The sequence below is a fragment of the Thioclava sediminum genome (assembly GCF_002020355.1).
Taxonomy (GTDB): Bacteria; Pseudomonadota; Alphaproteobacteria; order Rhodobacterales; family Rhodobacteraceae; genus Thioclava; species Thioclava sediminum.
In genome coordinates, this window is sequence record NZ_MPZV01000005.1 from 152,088 (window position 1) to 168,471 (window position 16,384).

Sequence of the window (16,384 nt, forward strand, 5' to 3'; positions counted from 1 at the left end):
ATACGTCATCCACTTCGGGATGCCCCAAAGCCCCTAGACGAACCCTCCGTGGGTAAGTGACGGGGCACAGTGGGATGCGCGCGCCATGCCGCATGAGCGGACGGATCGGCCCGCTTCGGGATATCATCAAGCGAGTTCGGCAGCAGGCGGCGGCGCGGCCTCGGGGGCTGAGACGGCCTCATGGCCCAGATTGCTCTGAACCTCGCGCTCATATTCCCCGACGCGTTGGACGTTGTGCATGATCCGCGTGAACCAGCGCATCGCGTCGGTCGCCTGAAACGTCTCCTGCATCGTATAGAGCCCGACATGCTCGCCAAGCAGAAGCCCGCGCCGGTGCCGCGCGAAGCGATGGGCCACCGGCGCGGCCATCAGCGCCATGCGCGCCCCGATCTGCGGCAGATCGAGCGGACGCTCGGGCGACAGGCAGGCGGCGAACCATTGCGCGGGCCGCGGCGTGATCTTGCCGCGCAGCAGGATCGCGATGTAGCCGCGATGTTCGGCCTGCTCCACCAGCCGCATCAGATGGTCGGCCTGATGCATCAGCGCGGCGAAGGCGGCGGCCTCGGTGGGTTTGTCGCGCGGGACCGAAATCTGCGCCATGTAATCCTTCAGCTCATCGAGCGCGATCCCGACCCGCGGGCCCAGTGCCGACATCCGCCGCAGATCACGCGCCGGGCCGATGGCCAGAGAATAGGCCGCGAAGACCTCGCGCGCGGCCCAGATCACCATCGCATGGGCCGATTGCATCGCCGCGCCCTCGTCGCTCAGCAGGTGGCGGTCGAGTTCGGGCGGTGCGCGCCCGCCCAGATCGGGGCGCAGCTTCGCGACGAGCGTGGCGAATTGGCGCGTGACGGGCAGAAAGACCAGCGTCCCCAGCAGGTTGAAGCCGGTGTGAAACAGCACCAGCGCGGTATCCACCCCGGTGCGCGCGGCCAGCGCCTCCAGCGGGCCCGCGATCAGCTGTAGCAGCGGGAAGGCGATCACCATCGTCCCGCAATTGAACAGCAGGTTCGCGATTGCGGTCTGCTGCATCGCCCGCGATCCCCCGAAAGCGGCGATCAGCGCAGTGAAGGTGGTGCCGAGGTTCATCCCGATCACCGCCGCCGCCGCCTGAATGAGCGGCAGCGCGCCATTGCTGACCAGCACCAGCACCACCGCAATCGCCGCCGAGGAGGATTGCATCACCACCGTGACCGCCAGCCCCAGCGCCGCCATCGCGAGCAAGCCGCCCACCCCGGTTCCGGGGATGCGCTCCACCGTGATCCAGTCCGCAGCCCCCGACATGCCCTGCTGCATCATGTCGAGCCCGATGAAGAGCAGGCAGAAGCCCGCAAGCACGCGCCCGATGCGCGCCGCGCGACCATGCGAGAGAAACAGCGTCAGGCTCGCGAAGAACAAAAGCCCCATCGCGACCGCGCCGAGCTTCAGCTTGAAGCCCACCAGCGACACGATCCAGCCGGTGACGGTGGTGCCGATATTGGCGCCATAGATCACGCCGAGCGCCTGTGTGAAGCTCAAAAGCCCCGCGCCGACGAAGCCGACCGTCATCACCGTGGTCGCCGAAGACGACTGGATCACTGCCGTCGTGACCAAGCCGCTCGCCACGCCCTTGAGCGGCGTGGTGGTGAACCGTGCCAGCAGGCGGCGCAGGTTCGCGCCAGCCGCTTCGCGCAGCGCCTCGGTCATTATCTTCATGCCGAGCAGGAACAACCCGATTCCGCCCAGTGCCGACAGTGTCTCGGACATGGCTTTCCACCCTTTGCCGTCGAGAATGCGACCGCGCGAAACGGAATTCAAGCGCTGGCAAGAGCGCCGCGCAAAGCTCTGTTTTACCGGATGAATCCGGTTCTGACTGACCTGTGCAAGTTGCCCTCCGGGTCGTTTTAGGGCCGCGGCCTTAACCGCGGGCGATAAATTCGAAGGAGAACTTCATTCCCGGCTTCGGAGGCGGCGGGAACGGCGCGGCCCGGCGGACATGGTCGAGCGCCGCCGCGTCGAGGCCCGAGGAGCCGGAGCCGCGCAGGATGCGCACCGTACTCAGCCGCCCGTTTGCTGAGATCACGAAGCCGACCACCGCGCGCCCCCGGCCCTGCCCGCGTCGCTTCGGCGTGGACTGGATCTTGCGGATCACCGAGGCCGCGTATTGTCGGGGCGATTGGCCGGACCGGGCGGCGCTCGGGGCCTTGGCGGGCTGGCCTTTATCGGCGGTGTTGCGCGCCTTGGTCGCGCCTTGCGAGGAGCCGCGTCGGGCATCGCGGGCGGCATTTCCCGCGTTGCTTGGGGGTGTGGGCCTCGCTTCGCTTTGGGCCTGTTTGCTGGGCTTGGCGACCTGCTGCGGCGCGGGGCGTTCGGGGCGTGCCTCGGGGCGCTGGCTTTGCTGCGGGGCGAGCGTGCTCTGGGCGCGCAGAGTCTCGGGCGTAGGGGTGACGGCGGCGAGGCGGTCTGGCGCTGTGGGCGCGGACGGGCGTGCCGCATCTGGTGTGGCGGGCGTCACCGGCTGTACGGGGCGCGAGACCTCTCGGGCAATCGGTTCGGCGCGCTCCGGCGTAACAGGCGTGGCGCGTCCTGCCGCGAGATCGGCGAAATCATTGCCCAGAAGCGGGGCCTCCTGCGCGGCCTGCCCGCCTGCGGGCGGCAGCTCCGGCGCGGCGACAGGCGTCTGCGCCAGTCCCAGCGCATGCAGCCCGGCGGAAATCGCAAGCGCCGCGCAGGCGATGAGCGCGCCCCGGTTCATGGTGCCTCTCCCCGTTCCGCCACGAGGCGGATGCCCTGCGCCCCCGCCGCGCTGAGATCGCGGGCCAGCGCCACGAGCGCGGGCGCGGGCGCCGCGCGATCGGGCAGGATACGGGCCACGCCGCCTGCCTCGGGCGGAAGCTGCGCGATGAAGGCGGACGCATCCGCGACGCCCTCGGGCCAGAGAATATCGCCCTGCGCGCTCAGCGCCACCCGGCCCGGCTCTGGTGCGCGAGCGCCTTCCGGCAATGCGACCAGTTGCAGATCGGCGGGCGGGCGCGCGGCCAGCGTGCCGGCGACGAGGAAGAAGGCCAGCAGCAGGAAGACGACGTTGATCAGGGTCAGGATCGGCTCGCTCCGCCGGCGGGTGAAACGCGCGCTCATCCCAGCACCTCCGCCTGCAGCCCCGGCACCGCGCGCAGCCGCACCAACAGATCGGCCAGCCGCTGGCTCGACGTGTCAGGCTCGAGGCTGACCAGCAGGCGCGGCGGGGGCTGTCCGAAATCGTCCCGCAAGGCCGCCTCCAGCGCGTCCAACTCCACCGCTTCGCCGTTCAGGCTGAGCCGCTCTGGTCCGAGCTGCAGGAAGGCCAGCTTGCTCTCGGGCGCAGCCGCGCCCCCTGCCCCGCGCGCCGCGATCGGCAATTCGGTCATGCGCGAAAAGCTCGAGGCCAGCATGAAGAACATCAGCAGCAGGAAGATCACGTCGATCAGCGAGGTCATCGACAGGCTGCGGCGGCGAAGCGGCTTGCGCATGTCATTCCCCGGCGGTTTGCACGGCGCGATTGCGTTCGGCCCGGGCACGTGCGCCCTCGGGCAGCGCCGGGCCGCAGAGCGCCTCGATCATCAGCGCCGCCGTTTGGCTTTCGCGGGCGATGCGGCTCTCGACGAAGGACAGAAACAGCGAGACCGGCATCGCGATCCCGAGGCCGAGCGCGGTGGTCAGAAGCGCCACCCAGATTCCGCCCGCAAGCTGCGCCGGATCGACCGAAGCACCTGCGCTCTGCAAGGTCTGGAAGGCTTCGATCATGCCCAGAACCGTGCCGAACAGGCCCAGAAGCGGCGCGGTCTGCGCGATGGCGTCCAGCAGCCGCATCCCGGCTTCGCTGCGCGCGGCTTGGATTTCGGTCTCGGTCTGCAGACGCGAGCGCAGAGCCTGCGGCTCGGGGGCCGCCATCGCGCGGCGGGTCAGCTCGGCCAGCGGACCGCGGGCGGACGCGAGGCTCTGGCGCGCCGCCCCGCGCTGGCCCGCCTGCCACAGATCGAGCGCAGCCGCCAACCGCGCGTGAGCACCGATCCGCAGGTTTGCGAGATGCCAGAGCTTCCACAGCACCGCCGCCCCGGCGATCACAGAGACACATAGCAGCAGCGCCACGACCCAGCCGCCGAGCGCGACGAAATCGCTCAAACCCTGTTGGATTGCCGCAAGAGAGATCATCCCGTCACCTCCGTTCCGTCGACGCGCGAGCCGGTTTCCAGAGCGCTCGCGCAGGCCGCTTCGTCCGCGCCCTCGCAGCTCTCGACGCCATTGATCAGGATCTGGCCAAGCGCCTCGCAGCGCATCCCCGCCAGATCGAATTGCCGCACGCGGGGCTTGCCCGCGGGCAGGTCGCGGAAATCGAGGAGCAACAACCGCTCGACCGCGCCCGCGCGGGTAAAGACCACCGCTTCCACCACCAGCGCATCGAGATCGCTCCCCAGCCCGTTCTCGGCCAGAAAACTCAACCGGCAAGCGTCCTCGGCCTCGGTTGCCCCGGCCAGCGTCAAGCTGAGCCGGGGCGCGCCCTGCGCGGAGATGCCATTAGGGAGGCACGCGCAAAGCAGTGTCAGAAACGCCGCCCTCACCATGTGAAGGCCTTGGCGACAGAGAGTTTCACGTTCCGGCCCGGCGCGTTGTCGAGCGAGAGGTTGTTGCGATACTCGCGGTCGAAGACGTTCTCGACCGTCAGGTTCACCTCGATCCCGGCGAGCCGTTCAGGTTTCCAGCTGACGAAGAGATCATGCGTGGCGTAGCCCGGCGCGGAGGTAGAGGCGGACGCCGTCTCGATCCCGCTGAAGCCCTGCACGCGCCAGCCTGTGCGCACGCCCTGATCGGGGAATTTCGCCCCCAACGTCAGCGCGATATTCTCGGCGGGCGTGTCGGTGAGGGTCTGGCCCGTCGCCTCGTCTTTCGACTTCACCTTGGAATAGGCGAGCTGCCCGAACCAGCGATCGGCCTCGTAAGACGCCTCGATCTCGCCGCCCCAGATTTTCGCGGAATCGACGTTGCGGAAATAGGGCACGCCGACCGAGCCGGAGGGGTTGGCCGCGATCAGATCGGTCAGATCGTTGTGGAACAGCGTGGCTTTCGCGGAAAGGCTGTCGCCTTCCGAGAGCAGGCCCGAGGTCTGATAGGTCACGCCCAGCTCGACCGTGGTGGCTTTCTCCTTGTCGAGATTGAGGCTGGCGGTGCGGCCCGCCGCCCCGATCCCGTCGGTCTGATAGAGCTCGTCCAGCGTCGGCATCCGCTCGGTCCGCGCGAGCGAGCCGAAGACGCCCCAAGTGTCGTTGAACTGATAAAGCGCCGCGATCTTAGGCGAGATCGCCGTGCCGTCCTGATCGGTGCCGCCTTGGGCCGCCGCCGCCGCATCGGGCGAGAGCCACGCCCGGTCCACGCGCAGGCCCGGCGTGATCGTCAGCTTGTCGTTCCAGACGAATTCGCCCTGCACATAGAGGCCCAGCTTGTCCTCAGTGCCGCCGGGGTGGAAGGCAGGCTCGCCCACCGAGGAATTCGCGTAGCGGTTCTGATGCGAGAGCTGCGTGCCGAAGGTGAGGTAATTCTCCCACGCGCCGCGCGACATCTCGACGGTGTTCTCGAGCTTGAGCGCGGTGGTCTCGTAGCTCGCCGTATTGGGGCAGAGCACCGAGAAACGGCCCGCCGAACACATCATCCCGAGCGAGAAATTGTCCCGCTCCGTCGAGGTTTTCGAGTAGCTCAGCTGCGCTTCGAGATCGAGCCACGGGTTGCCCACACCTTCATTGGCGTAGGTCAGGCTGAGCGTGTCGTCGATCGCATGCAGATCCGAGGTGCCGAAAGCCGAGGCCAGCGCCCCGCCGGTCTGCGCGACGGCCGCATCCTTCAGGTCGCTATCGGTGCGCGAGGCGGAAAACGTCAGGCGCTGATCGCGGTTCTCGCCAAAATAGTAGTTCGATTTCAGCAGCGCCGACCAGCGATCGCCTGCGGTGGCCGGGATCGTCTCGCCTGCGCCGTCTTCCATGTCGTCGGACGTGCCCTGCGAATAGCTGAACAACATATCCGCATCCTCGCCCAGCTTCTGGGCATAGGTCAGCGTGCCGATCTTGCCGTCGCCATTGCTGTCATACGCGCCCTTGAGCCGGACCGCGCCGGTCTGCCCCTCGGGGATGAAATCGGTGGCGTCCTTGGTGGTGAAATTCACCACGCCGCCGATCGCGCCCGAGCCATACATCGTGGACGAAGCCGGACCGCGCAGCACTTCGACGCGCTTGTAAAGCTCGGGATCGCCGAAGAAGGAGCCGGTGCGATACTGCTCGAAGAACTTCACCGCGCCGTCGACGGTGATGATGATGCGGTTCTGGCTGCCGGTCTGCTCGGCATTGCCGATACCGCGGATGTTGAAGGCCTGCCCCAGCATCCGCGCCGAGGCGCCCGCCGCCTGAACGCCCGGCACGTCAGCAAACAGGTCGCCCATCGTGCGGGGCTGTTCCTTGTCGAGGTCCTGCTGGTCGATCACCGTCACCGCTTGGGGCGTGTCGATCGCTACTTTCGGCGTACCCCAGCCATAGATCAGGCGGCCCAGCATCGTGTAGCCGTCATCGGACCCGCTTTCCTGTGCGAGTGCCGGACCTGCGGCGGCGATCAGCGCGAGGCTGGTAACTGTCGTGAAAAGCCGCATCCGCGCGGCGCGAGGCGTCGTAGCCATGGTTGTCCCCTTCGTGGTCTGCATGGGGCTGGCGTGACGCTGGCAGCGCAGAAACTGTCTTGATTTCGATGATTTGACCAGCTAGAGAATCCGACAAAACTAGTCAAGTATATTCCTGAGATATATTTGATCCCATCCGCGCCCAGCCCGAGGCCCCGCCCTCTCGCCAGATTCGCGCCCTTTGCGAAAACGACGAGAGGACTCCCCCATGCCCGCAGACGGCACCCTGCCCCAACAGCTTTCCCCCGAAGGTATCCGCGCGCTGCGCGCTGAACGCCCCGATATGCGCGCGCGCGATTTCGCCTCGCAGCATGGCATCGCGGAAGCCGAACTGGTCGCCGCCCAGATCGGCGCCACCGCCACCGCGATCGAAGCCCATCCCGATGCGATCATGCCGCGCCTGACCGCGCTTGGAGACGTGATGGCGCTGACCCGCAACGAGAGCTGCGTGATCGAGCGGCGCGGCACTTACGAAGAGTATCACTCGGGCGCGCATGCACAGATGATGCTCGGCAAGGAGATCGACCTACGTCTCTTCGCGCAGCACTGGGCCTTTGCTTTCGCGCTGGAGGATGGCGAAAAACGCTCGATCCAGGTGTTCGACCGGGCGGGCGATGCGATCCACAAGGTGCATCTGAAACCCGAGAGCGACGTGACGGCCTTCCACGCGCTGGTCGCGGCGCTGCGCCTGCCCGAACAGTCGGATCAGCTCGACCTTGCGCCCCGCACCAAGGTCGAGGCCGCGAAATCGCTGCCCGAGAAGACCGAAACCCTGCGCGCGGAATGGGACAAGCTGACCGACACGCATCAGTTCCTGCGGCTGGTCTCGAAACTGAAGATGAACCGGCTTGGCGCCTACCGGATCGCGGGCACGCCCTATGCCACAGAGATGGCCCCCGATGCGGTCGAGGCGCTGCTGACCCGCTGCGCAACTGATCAGACGCCGCTGATGATCTTCGTCGGCAATGCGGGCTGCATCGAGATCCACGGCGGCACGATCGAGACGGTGAAGCCGATGGGCCCGTGGATCAACGTGCTCGACCCGCGCTTCAACCTGCATCTGCGCGGCGATCACATCGCCGAGGTTTGGCTGGTCGACAAGCCGACGAAGAACGGCCCCGCGCTCAGTCTCGAAGCCTTCGACAAGCACGGCGCGCTGATCACGCAGATCTTCGCCTCGCGCAAGGATGGCGGCGTCGAGGCGTTCAACGCGACGATCCGCGCATTGCCGCGTCTGGAGGGTCAGGCATGAAGCGCCTTGCCCTGATCGCCGCCCTCCTCACTGCAGGCCCCGCACTGGCCGAGCCCGCCCGCGTGATCTCGCTCGGCGGGGCGGTGACAGAGATCGTCGTGGCGCTTGGCGCACAAGATCGGCTCGTCGCGCGCGACACCACCTCGCAATATCCCGAGCGCATCACCGAGCTGCCCGATGTGGGCTATGTCCGCGCGCTCTCGGCGGAAGGTGTGCTGGCGCTCGCTCCCGACCTGATCCTCGCCGAAGCCACGGCAGGCCCGCCCGAGGCGGTGGAGACGCTGAAGGCGGCGGGCGTCGATTTCGTCGCGCTGCCGGGCAATCCGAGCGTGCAGGGCGTGCGCGAGAAGATCGCGGTCGTGGGCGCCGCGCTTGACCGCGAAGAGGCAGCCGAACGGCTCACCGCCAGTTTCGACGCCGAGATGGACACGGTGCGCAAATCGGCGGGCGCTGTCGCCACGCCCAAGCGGGTGCTCTTCGTGCTGTCTCTGCAGAATGGCCGCGTGATGGCGGGGGGCGAAGACTCCTCGGCGGAGGCGATCATCGAGCTTGCGGGCGGGGTGAATGCCGCGACGAGCTTCGCCGGATACAAGCCCGTCACCGACGAGGCGATCCTCGCCGCCGATCCGGATGTGATCCTGACGATGGATCGCGAGGGCGAGATGGCGGTGACAAAGCGCGACATCCTCGCCCATCCCGCGCTGGGGCAGACCCGCGCAGCCAGAGACGGCGCGCTGGTCGCGATGGACGGGATGCTGCTTCTGGGCTTCGGGCCGCGCACGCCGCAGGCCGCGCAAGCTCTGCATGCAGCGCTTTATCCCGAGGCCGAGGGCTGAGGCGATGGCGATGACCTCCCTCGCCCTGCCCGACGCCATGCGCCGACCCTGCCCGCCGCTGCGGCTCGGGCTGATCGCGCTGCTGGTGATCGCGGCGGCCCTGTCGCTCGGGACCGGGGCTGCGGGGGTCTCGCTGCCGCAGGTGCTGGGCCAATGGCTGACCGGCGAAGAAATCTCGACCCGCGACCGCGTCGTGCTGCTCGATATCCGGCTGCCGCGGCTGGTCATGGGGTTGATGGTCGGGGCGGCGCTCGCGGTGGCGGGCGCGGTGATGCAGGGGCTGTTTCGCAACCCGCTCGCCGATCCCGGTATCATCGGCGTCGGCGCAGGTGCGGGCCTCGGCGCCGTCGCGATGATCGTGCTGAGCGGATTTCTCCCCGCCGCCATCGCCGCCTTTTTCGGCACATGGCTGGTGCCGGTCGCGGCCTTCGGCGGGGCGTGGACGGCCACGCTCCTGCTCTATCGGGTTGCGAGCCGGGGCGGCCAAGTCTCCATCGCGACGCTGCTTCTGGCGGGGATCGCGCTGGCCGCGCTGGCGGGCGCGCTGACCGGCATTCTGACCTACCTCGCCGATGACACGCAGCTGCGCGACCTGACCTTCTGGGGCATGGGCTCGCTGGCAGGCGCGAGCGACATGAAGCTGCTGGTCGGCGGGCTGCTGATCGGGCCTGCGCTGATCCTGATCCCGCGGCTTGCGCGCGGACTGAACGCGCTGGCACTGGGCGAGGCGACGGCGGCGCATATGGGCCACGATATCGAGCGGCTCAAGCATCGCGCGGTGATCGGCGTCGCGGCGCTGGCGGGGGCGGCGGTCGCGATGGTGGGGGGGATCGGCTTCGTGGGCATCGTGGTGCCGCATCTGCTGCGCATCGCGGGCGGGCCGGATCACAAGACGCTGCTGGTGGATGCCGCCCTCCTCGGCGCGGCGCTTCTGGTGCTGGCCGATCTGATCGCGCGGCTGGTGGTCGCGCCTGCGGAACTGCCCATCGGGATCGTCACCGCCATTCTGGGCGCGCCGATCTTCTTGTGGATCCTGATCCGCCGTCAGGGATTGGGAGGGGTCTGACTATGCTGGAGATTTCCGACCTGTATGTCGCGCGGGGGCGTAGCGACGTGTTGCAGGGCCTCTCGCTGACCGCCAAACCGGGCGCGGTGACGGTGATCCTCGGCCCGAATGGCTCGGGCAAGTCGACGTTGGTGCAAGCGGCCTCGGGGGCGCTGCCCTATCGCGGGCGGATCACTCTGCAAGGCCATGAGATCGCGCAGACGCCCGCCTGGCGTCTGGCCGCGCTGCGCGCCGTGCTGGAGCAATCGAACAGCGTCGCCTTTCCTTTCACCGTGGCCGAGGTCGTGGGGATGGGGCTGCATGCCGGGATCGAGGCGGGTCACCCCGAAATCGTGTCCGCCGCTTTGGCCGAGGTCGGGCTGAGCGATCTGGCCCATCGCCCGATCCAGTCGCTTTCGGGCGGCCAGCAGGCCCGCGCCCATCTGGCGCGGGTGCGGGCGCAGGTCTGGCAGCCGGTCAGCCATGCGGGGCCGCGCTGGCTTCTGGTCGACGAGCCGGTCGCGAGCCTCGATATCGCGCATCAGCTCGAGGTGATGGCGATCCTGCGGCGCTTCGCCGATGCGGGCGGCGGCGTGGTCGCGGTGATGCATGACCTCAACCTCTCGGCGCAGCTCGCCGACGAGATGGTGCTGATGCGCGAAGGCCGGATCGAGGCGCATGGGTCGCCCGAGGCGGTGATGCGCGGGCCGGTCCTCAGTCGCACCTATGGATGCGAGTTGCAGGTCGGCGCGGCGGCCTCGGACGGTCTTTGGGTTCTGCCGCAATTCGCGCGACCGGCCTGAGCCCGCGCACCGTCCTTTCACAGGTTTCGCACAGAAGTCTGAGTGTTCGCATCGCCACAAGCGCGCTATGCTCGCGGCAGTGCCGCACTTCTCGCGGCGCCGGAACAGGCAGGACCGTCGCATGACCCAATCCTTGAACCGCCTCGTCGAGCGGCAAATCCAGAAGGCCCTCGCGGAGGGACAGTTGAGCGGGCTTTCCGGCGAGGGCAAACCGCTCCCGGATCGCTCGGGCGAGGCGTTCACCGATATGGCGACGGCCGTGGCGTCGCGCATCATGGCCGAAGCCGGCGCGCTGCCCGAGGAGTTCAAGCTCAAGAAGCTGCTGGAGGCCGCCAAAGAGAGCTACCGGGAGGCCGAGGGCGACGATGCCAAGCGCGTCGCGATGGCGCTGATCGCCGATCTGGAGCAGCGCTATAACATCGCGGTAGAGGCGCGGCGGCGCTTCATGGCCCCTTAGCCTGTCGTGGGCGTCCGAGGATCGACCCGGTTGACCCAGAACAAGGAAACCCGCGCGAAAAGCGGCGACGGTGACGCGTTTCCTGACGTCACGCTCCAAGGCCAACCCAATGTCTGTCGCGCGCGAATACCGTACCCCGAAATCCACGGCGCGCGCCCTGCTTGCCTTTCTCGCGCTGACCTTCGCGATCACCTGGGGCGTGATCGGCAGCTACATCTTCTGGCCTGACGCCATGGCCGCGCGGTTCGGCCAGGTCAGCGGCGCGCATCCGCTCTTCTTTCTGGCCACCTGGGCCCCGGCCATCGCGGCTTTCACGGTGGTTGAAACCACCGCGGGACTAGGCGGCTTGCGCCGGTTCCTGTCGCGCCTTCTGATCTGGCGCTGCCCCGCGCCGTGGTGGGGCTTCATCCTGCTCGTGATCCCGCTCGTCTTCATGGCGGGCTCGCTGATCAAGGGCGGCCCCCTGCTTGCGCCGATGCCACCCGAGGGCGTGGGCGCGATGGTCAGCGTGATGTTCATGATGCTACTTCTCGGCCCGATCGAAGAGTTCGGCTGGCGCGGCGTCGCGCAACCGCTGTTGCAGCGCCATGTCGCCCCGTTCTGGGCGGGCGTGCTAATCGGCGCGATCTGGGGCGTCTGGCACCTGCCCGCCTTCTACCTCGCCGGGGTGGTCTTCGCGCAATGGAGCTTCCTGCCCTTCTTCATCGGCAACATCACCCTCGCGGTTCTGGTCACGCCGATCTTCAACGCGACGCGCGGCAGCCTGCTGTTGCCGATGCTGTTCCACTGGCAGCTCATCAATCCGTTCTGGCCGGATGCGCAGCCTTGGGACACGTGGATTCTGGTGGGCGTCGCCGCGATCGTCGTCTGGTGGAAGCGCGACATGATGTTCACGCGCGAAGGCGCCGTGACCGAAGTGATCCCCGGTGAAGCGCGGTTATGAGGCACGGGTAGGCGCCGTCACCTGGGAAAGCGGATGTCGGTGACATCGGCGATGTAAAACGGGAAATAGGCCTCACTCTCGAAGTTGTTCCCCGCCTTCACATGGGTCGGCAAGCGGAAGCCCTCGACCTCGCGAAACTCCGAGAGAAAGCCGCCGAAGGGCTGAAGCTGGTGGCGCTTTTGCGGGTTCGCATTGCTCCAACGCTGGAAGCTGACCTGCTCAGGGCGGCCATCCGCGGCGACGGTGAGATCGACCGCCTGCTCCAGCCCGTTATGGCGCATCGTCATCCGGGCGATGTTCGTCGAGATCGGCTCCCACGTCACATTCGGGCCCGGCAGCACGGCGGCGGGCGTCCAGAACACCGCCTCGGCCACGTAGCGCCCGAAGGCGGAGCGTTTGTGATCCGCGCTGCCGCCGAACCGGGCCACGGGGGCGAGCCCCGCGATCCAGAACCGGGTCCATTTGGCGCTGTCGGAGCCGCTGAGACGCATCCCGCCGGACTCGCCCGACATCGCCCAGACGAAGCCGTGCGGCGCGGCGAGCACCTGCGTGGCGCGCATCGGCATGTAGCCGGGGGCGGATTTGTCACCCATGCCGAACTGCCCCTGCATCTTCAGCCGGGCGACGGTGTAGAGCGGCGTTCCTTCCGCGATGGCGAAGGTGAAAAACCGGCGCGCGGGCTCGGGAAGATCGGCGACCATATCGGCGGAGAAGCGCGGCGGATCGGTGGGCTGAAATGCACTCAGGCGCGCCATCTCGGCCCGATCTGCCCGCAGGTCGAGACGTCGCCTTGCGAACAGACCGAAAAGCCCGATGGCGACAATGGCCAGAACCCAAAGAGCCATGCAGCGTCTCTCCCTTTCCATGTCCGATCCGCGAGGCGCCAATTGCGCGCCGTCCCGAACTTGAGGATAGCACACTAGCGCGGTGCGCTTCGATCCGTTCGGCAGCCCCGCCTCCCGAGAACGGACCGCCACCACGCGGATCACACAGTCGCAGTCACGCGCCAGTGAAATTGCAGTTCCGGCCCCCTGCCCCTATCGTGCCGCGGCAAGCGGTGCGCGGGCGCGCAGGACTGGCCCCATGGGAAATCCCCGACTGGCCCTGTCGCACCGGCAGACCACGAAGACAGACTGGCCGCGACCGCCGTGCCGAGATGCGCGGCCCGACAGGCAGCAAGACAGGAAGGCCCCTTTATGACTAAAACCGCCCTCATCACCGGAGCCACCGCAGGGTTCGGCGACGCCATCGCCCGCCGTTTCGCCCATGAGGGCTGGAAGGTCATCGTGACCGGGCGCCGTCAGGAACGGCTCGACGCGCTGGTCGAGGCGCTCGGCGGACCGGAGGTCGCGCATCCGCTGTGCTTCGACATCCGCGACGAGGCGGCGACGCGTGCAGCGCTCGACAGCCTGCCCGAAGGCTTCGCGCAGATCGACGCGCTGATCAACAATGCGGGCCTCGCGCGCGGCACCGCGCCTGCGCAGGACTGCGATCTGGATGACTGGCGCGCGATGATCGACACCAATATCACCGGGCTCGCAGTGATGACGCGGCTCACGCTGGATCGGCTGATTGCGCGCCGGGGGTTGATCGTGAACCTCGCCTCGATCGCGGCGAACTGGCCCTATCCGGGCGGCAATGTCTATGGCGGCACGAAAGCCTTCGTGCAGCAGTTCTCGCTCGGGCTGCGCTCGGACCTGTCGGGCACCGGCGTGCGCGTGACCTCGATCGAGCCGGGCCTGTCGGAGAGCGAATTCACCCTCGTGCGCACCGGGGGCGACAAGGCGGCCTATGACAAGCTCTATGCAGGGGCCGATCCGCTGCAGCCCGAGGATATCGCCGAGAGCATCTACTGGGTGGCCGCCCTGCCCGCACATGTGAATATCAATTCGATCGAGATCATGCCGGTGAGCCAGAGCTGGGCGCCGTTCCAGATCCACCGCGACTGAAGTTACGCGGGGCCGATCACAGATAGACCGAGAGGCCCCGCCACCCTGCCAGCACCGCCGAGATCGCCATCACCCCGATCGCGATCTTGCGGTATTGCGCATGATCGAGCCGCGCGAAGGCCGCCGTGCCCGCCCAGGTGCCCAGCGCCATCGGCGGCACGGAAATCGCGGTCAGCCAGAGCACCTCCCCGTCAATCGCACCTGCGAGCCACAGCCCCGGCACCGCGATCACCGAAGCCACGAAGAAGAACAGCAGCAACGAGGCCCGCGTCTGTGCAGGCGGCGTGCCTGCGCCGAGGTAATAGACCACAGCCGGAGGTCCGGGCATCGCGGCCAGACCTGAGAACGCGCCCGAGGCCACACCCGCCAGCAGCGCCAGCCCCGAATGCGGCTGCGGCGCCGCGGGCTTGTAGCGCAGCAGCATCGCGAGCCCTCCCAGCACCAGCACCGCAATCGCCATCCGTGCGGCATCGGGGCTGAGCGCACTGAGCGCCCAGATCCCCAGCGGCGTGCCGATCAGCGACCCGGCACAGAGCCGCAGCAGCGAGGGCCGATGGACGGCCCCGCGCAGCTTGACCAGATCGTGCAGCCCCACGACCACCTGCAACAGAACCGCCATCGCGACCGCCTCCAGAGGCGGGATGAACAGCGACAGGATAGGCACAGCAGCAATCGCGAAGCCGAATCCCGCCATGCCGCGCAGCACCGCCGCATAGGCCACGGCGAGGATCACATAGAGGGTCGTGGCGTCGAACATCATCGGCTCCGTCAGGGTCTTTCTCTCGCCCTAGCTCGCCGCCTGCGCGCCCGATTGGTCCAGAGCGGCATTTTCGTTGGGGCCAGAGACGCCCTCTTGCGCCAGCCGCGCCGCGATCTCGCCCAAGAGACGCATCCCCGGCACGATGGCTTCGGTCTCGATCAGCGACAGGCCAAGCCGGATGAAGCGCCCCGCCTGTTCAGGGGCCACGAAAGGATCACCGTTTTCCAGCAAGATGCCTTCCGCCCCCGCCGCCGCGATCAATTCGCGCCCGTCGACACCTTCGGGCAGCTCCAGCCAGACCGACGAGCCGCCATGACACGGATCGGGCGCACGGAAACCGGGCAGCAGATCGGGCAGATGCTCCATCACGCGATACCAGCGGTCGGCATGGGCCGCGCGCAGCTTGCGCAGCAGCGACAGGTAATGCCCCTCGGCCAGAAAAATCGCGGCCGTGCGCTGGTTGTTGAGCGGGACCGAGCGATGCACCAGCCGCCGCAGCCAGCGCGCCTCTTTCACCAGCGGCTCGGGGGCCACCAGAAAGCCCAGGCGCACCCCCGGCGCGAGCGTCTTCGAAAGCGTGCCGAGATAGATCACCCGCCCGTCCCGGTCGCGCGATTTCAGCGCCGGTTCGCGGGCGAAGGCGACCTCGCCCTCATAGTCGTCCTCGATGATCAGGAAATCGTCCTGCGAGGCCCGCGCGAGGATCTCGTCGCGGCGCGGCCCCGGCATCATCACCATCGAGGGGCAATGCGCGCCCGGTGTCAGCAGCGCCAGATCGAGCCCCTGCCCCGAGGCGATCCGCGCACCTTTCTCGTCGATCGGCAGCGGCACGCTCTGCGCGCCGGACATCTCGAAGATGAAGCGCGAATCCGGGTAGCCCGGCATCTCGCAGCCCACGCGCTTGCCCGCCCCCGCCAGAAGCTGCGCGAGCAGGTAGAACCCCTCCTGCGCGCCGAGCGTGATCAGGATCTCCTCGGGCCGCGCATAGATGCCGCGCTCGGGCAGGATGCGGGTGCGGATCTGTTCGATCAGCATCGGATCGTCATCGACCGCGCGATCCGCCGCCCACCAGTCGAGCGAGGCCCGCCCCAATGTATCGCGCGAAGAATTGCGCCACGCGTTGAGCGGGAACAGCCGCGGATCGACCTGCCCGAAGATGAACGGATAGGGATAGTCCTGCCAGTTCAGCGGCTTGCGGATATGGTTGAGCTGCGACGGGGTCACCCCGATGCGCGCTTTCCAATCGACCACGGAGGCGCCCGCGACGCTCTGGCCCTTCCCCTGTCCGCGAGTGGCGACGAACAGCCCGCGGCGCGGCTGCGCCTCGAGATAGCCGCGCGCGACCAGCTCGTCATAAACGGCGGTGGCGGTGTTGCGCGCGATACCCAGCTTCTCGGCCAGCGCGCGCGAGGACAGCACCTTCTGCCCCGGCGCCATCTTGCCCGCATGAATCGCCGCGATCAGCGCCTGACGCAGCTGGCTTTGCAGCGGCTCGGGGCTGTTGCGGTCGATGGAGACGGGCAAGCGATCCATGATCTGGCTCCTTGAATTTGCCCTCGCATCTGCGCTCTGGCCCCATGGAAGAGCAAGGTCGAGCGGGCCAGATGCCGCCCGATCTTCGGCAATCGCCCAATTTCCGGTCATTTGCCCAGCTCAGGGCTTAAAA

Annotated in this window: 17 protein-coding genes; 7 read left to right on the forward strand and 10 right to left on the reverse strand. The window is 67.9% G+C overall.

What is annotated here, in order from left to right:
• Positions 1-126 precede the first annotated feature (126 nt).
• The 7 genes from BMI91_RS18380 to BMI91_RS18410 form a co-directional block, all read right to left on the reverse strand.
• On the reverse strand, positions 127-1,746 hold the full coding sequence (locus BMI91_RS18380) for a Na/Pi cotransporter family protein (protein ID WP_078606180.1): 1,620 nt from the start codon (positions 1,744-1,746) through the stop codon (positions 127-129).
• A gap of 151 nt (positions 1,747-1,897) precedes the next feature.
• On the reverse strand, positions 1,898-2,734 hold the full coding sequence (locus BMI91_RS18385; protein WP_078606181.1) for an energy transducer TonB: 837 nt from the start codon (positions 2,732-2,734) through the stop codon (positions 1,898-1,900).
• Entirely contained in the window at positions 2,731-3,117 is a 387-nt protein-coding gene (locus BMI91_RS18390; protein ID WP_078606182.1) for an ExbD/TolR family protein, read from the reverse strand. Before BMI91_RS18390 ends, BMI91_RS18385 begins: the two co-directional genes overlap by 4 nt.
• The gene (locus BMI91_RS18395) at positions 3,114-3,488 is read right to left on the reverse strand and encodes an ExbD/TolR family protein (protein WP_244176684.1); all 375 of its coding nucleotides are present in this window, start codon (positions 3,486-3,488) and stop codon (positions 3,114-3,116) included. The genes BMI91_RS18390 and BMI91_RS18395 overlap by 4 nt, the downstream gene beginning before the upstream one ends.
• 1 nt (position 3,489) lies before the next feature.
• Positions 3,490-4,170: a MotA/TolQ/ExbB proton channel family protein gene (locus BMI91_RS18400; RefSeq protein ID WP_078606183.1), complete on the reverse strand. Its 681-nt coding sequence runs from the start codon at positions 4,168-4,170 to the stop codon at positions 3,490-3,492.
• Positions 4,167-4,499 (reverse strand): hypothetical protein, encoded by a 333-nt coding sequence (locus tag BMI91_RS18405; RefSeq protein ID WP_146684156.1) that lies wholly within the window; start codon positions 4,497-4,499, stop codon positions 4,167-4,169. Before BMI91_RS18405 ends, BMI91_RS18400 begins: the two co-directional genes overlap by 4 nt.
• Before the next feature lie 74 nt (positions 4,500-4,573).
• Entirely contained in the window at positions 4,574-6,673 is a 2,100-nt protein-coding gene (locus tag BMI91_RS18410) for a TonB-dependent receptor domain-containing protein (RefSeq protein WP_078606185.1), read from the reverse strand.
• Between the two features lie 208 nt (positions 6,674-6,881).
• Here BMI91_RS18410 and BMI91_RS18415 point away from each other — a divergent pair, with 208 nt between their 5' ends.
• The 6 genes from BMI91_RS18415 (at position 6,882) to BMI91_RS18440 (ending at position 12,009) form a co-directional block, all read left to right on the forward strand.
• Positions 6,882-7,925 carry a hemin-degrading factor gene (locus BMI91_RS18415; protein WP_093477281.1) on the forward strand — a complete coding sequence of 348 codons (1,044 nt, stop codon included), beginning with the start codon at positions 6,882-6,884 and terminating at the stop codon, positions 7,923-7,925.
• Positions 7,922-8,761 (forward strand): heme/hemin ABC transporter substrate-binding protein, encoded by an 840-nt coding sequence (locus tag BMI91_RS18420; RefSeq protein WP_078606186.1) that lies wholly within the window; start codon positions 7,922-7,924, stop codon positions 8,759-8,761. The genes BMI91_RS18415 and BMI91_RS18420 overlap by 4 nt, the downstream gene beginning before the upstream one ends.
• Positions 8,762-8,771: 10 nt before the next feature.
• On the forward strand, positions 8,772-9,827 hold the full coding sequence (locus BMI91_RS18425; RefSeq protein WP_078606306.1) for a FecCD family ABC transporter permease: 1,056 nt from the start codon (positions 8,772-8,774) through the stop codon (positions 9,825-9,827).
• A gap of 2 nt (positions 9,828-9,829) precedes the next feature.
• Positions 9,830-10,609, forward strand: a complete 780-nt coding sequence (locus BMI91_RS18430) for a heme ABC transporter ATP-binding protein (protein WP_078606187.1) — start codon at positions 9,830-9,832, stop codon at positions 10,607-10,609.
• Positions 10,610-10,730: 121 nt separating this feature from the next.
• The gene (locus tag BMI91_RS18435) at positions 10,731-11,066 is read left to right on the forward strand and encodes a DnaJ family domain-containing protein (protein ID WP_078522970.1); all 336 of its coding nucleotides are present in this window, start codon (positions 10,731-10,733) and stop codon (positions 11,064-11,066) included.
• 109 nt (positions 11,067-11,175) lie between these two features.
• Entirely contained in the window at positions 11,176-12,009 is an 834-nt protein-coding gene (locus BMI91_RS18440) for a CPBP family intramembrane glutamic endopeptidase (RefSeq protein WP_078606188.1), read from the forward strand.
• Positions 12,010-12,026: 17 nt separating this feature from the next.
• Here BMI91_RS18440 and BMI91_RS18445 read toward each other — a convergent pair whose 3' ends face one another.
• Positions 12,027-12,854 carry a DUF6544 family protein gene (locus BMI91_RS18445; RefSeq protein WP_078606189.1) on the reverse strand — a complete coding sequence of 276 codons (828 nt, stop codon included), beginning with the start codon at positions 12,852-12,854 and terminating at the stop codon, positions 12,027-12,029.
• Between the two features lie 351 nt (positions 12,855-13,205).
• Between BMI91_RS18445 and BMI91_RS18450 the strand changes: the two genes are divergently transcribed.
• Positions 13,206-13,958, forward strand: coding sequence for an SDR family oxidoreductase (locus tag BMI91_RS18450; RefSeq protein WP_078606190.1), 753 nt, complete (start codon positions 13,206-13,208; stop codon positions 13,956-13,958).
• 16 nt (positions 13,959-13,974) lie between these two features.
• Here BMI91_RS18450 and BMI91_RS18455 read toward each other — a convergent pair whose 3' ends face one another.
• Both BMI91_RS18455 and BMI91_RS18460 read right to left on the reverse strand, forming a co-directional pair.
• Entirely contained in the window at positions 13,975-14,715 is a 741-nt protein-coding gene (locus BMI91_RS18455; protein ID WP_078542767.1) for a sulfite exporter TauE/SafE family protein, read from the reverse strand.
• 30 nt (positions 14,716-14,745) lie between these two features.
• Positions 14,746-16,251, reverse strand: a complete 1,506-nt coding sequence (locus tag BMI91_RS18460) for an aminotransferase-like domain-containing protein (protein ID WP_078606191.1) — start codon at positions 16,249-16,251, stop codon at positions 14,746-14,748.
• Positions 16,252-16,384: the final 133 nt, after the last annotated feature.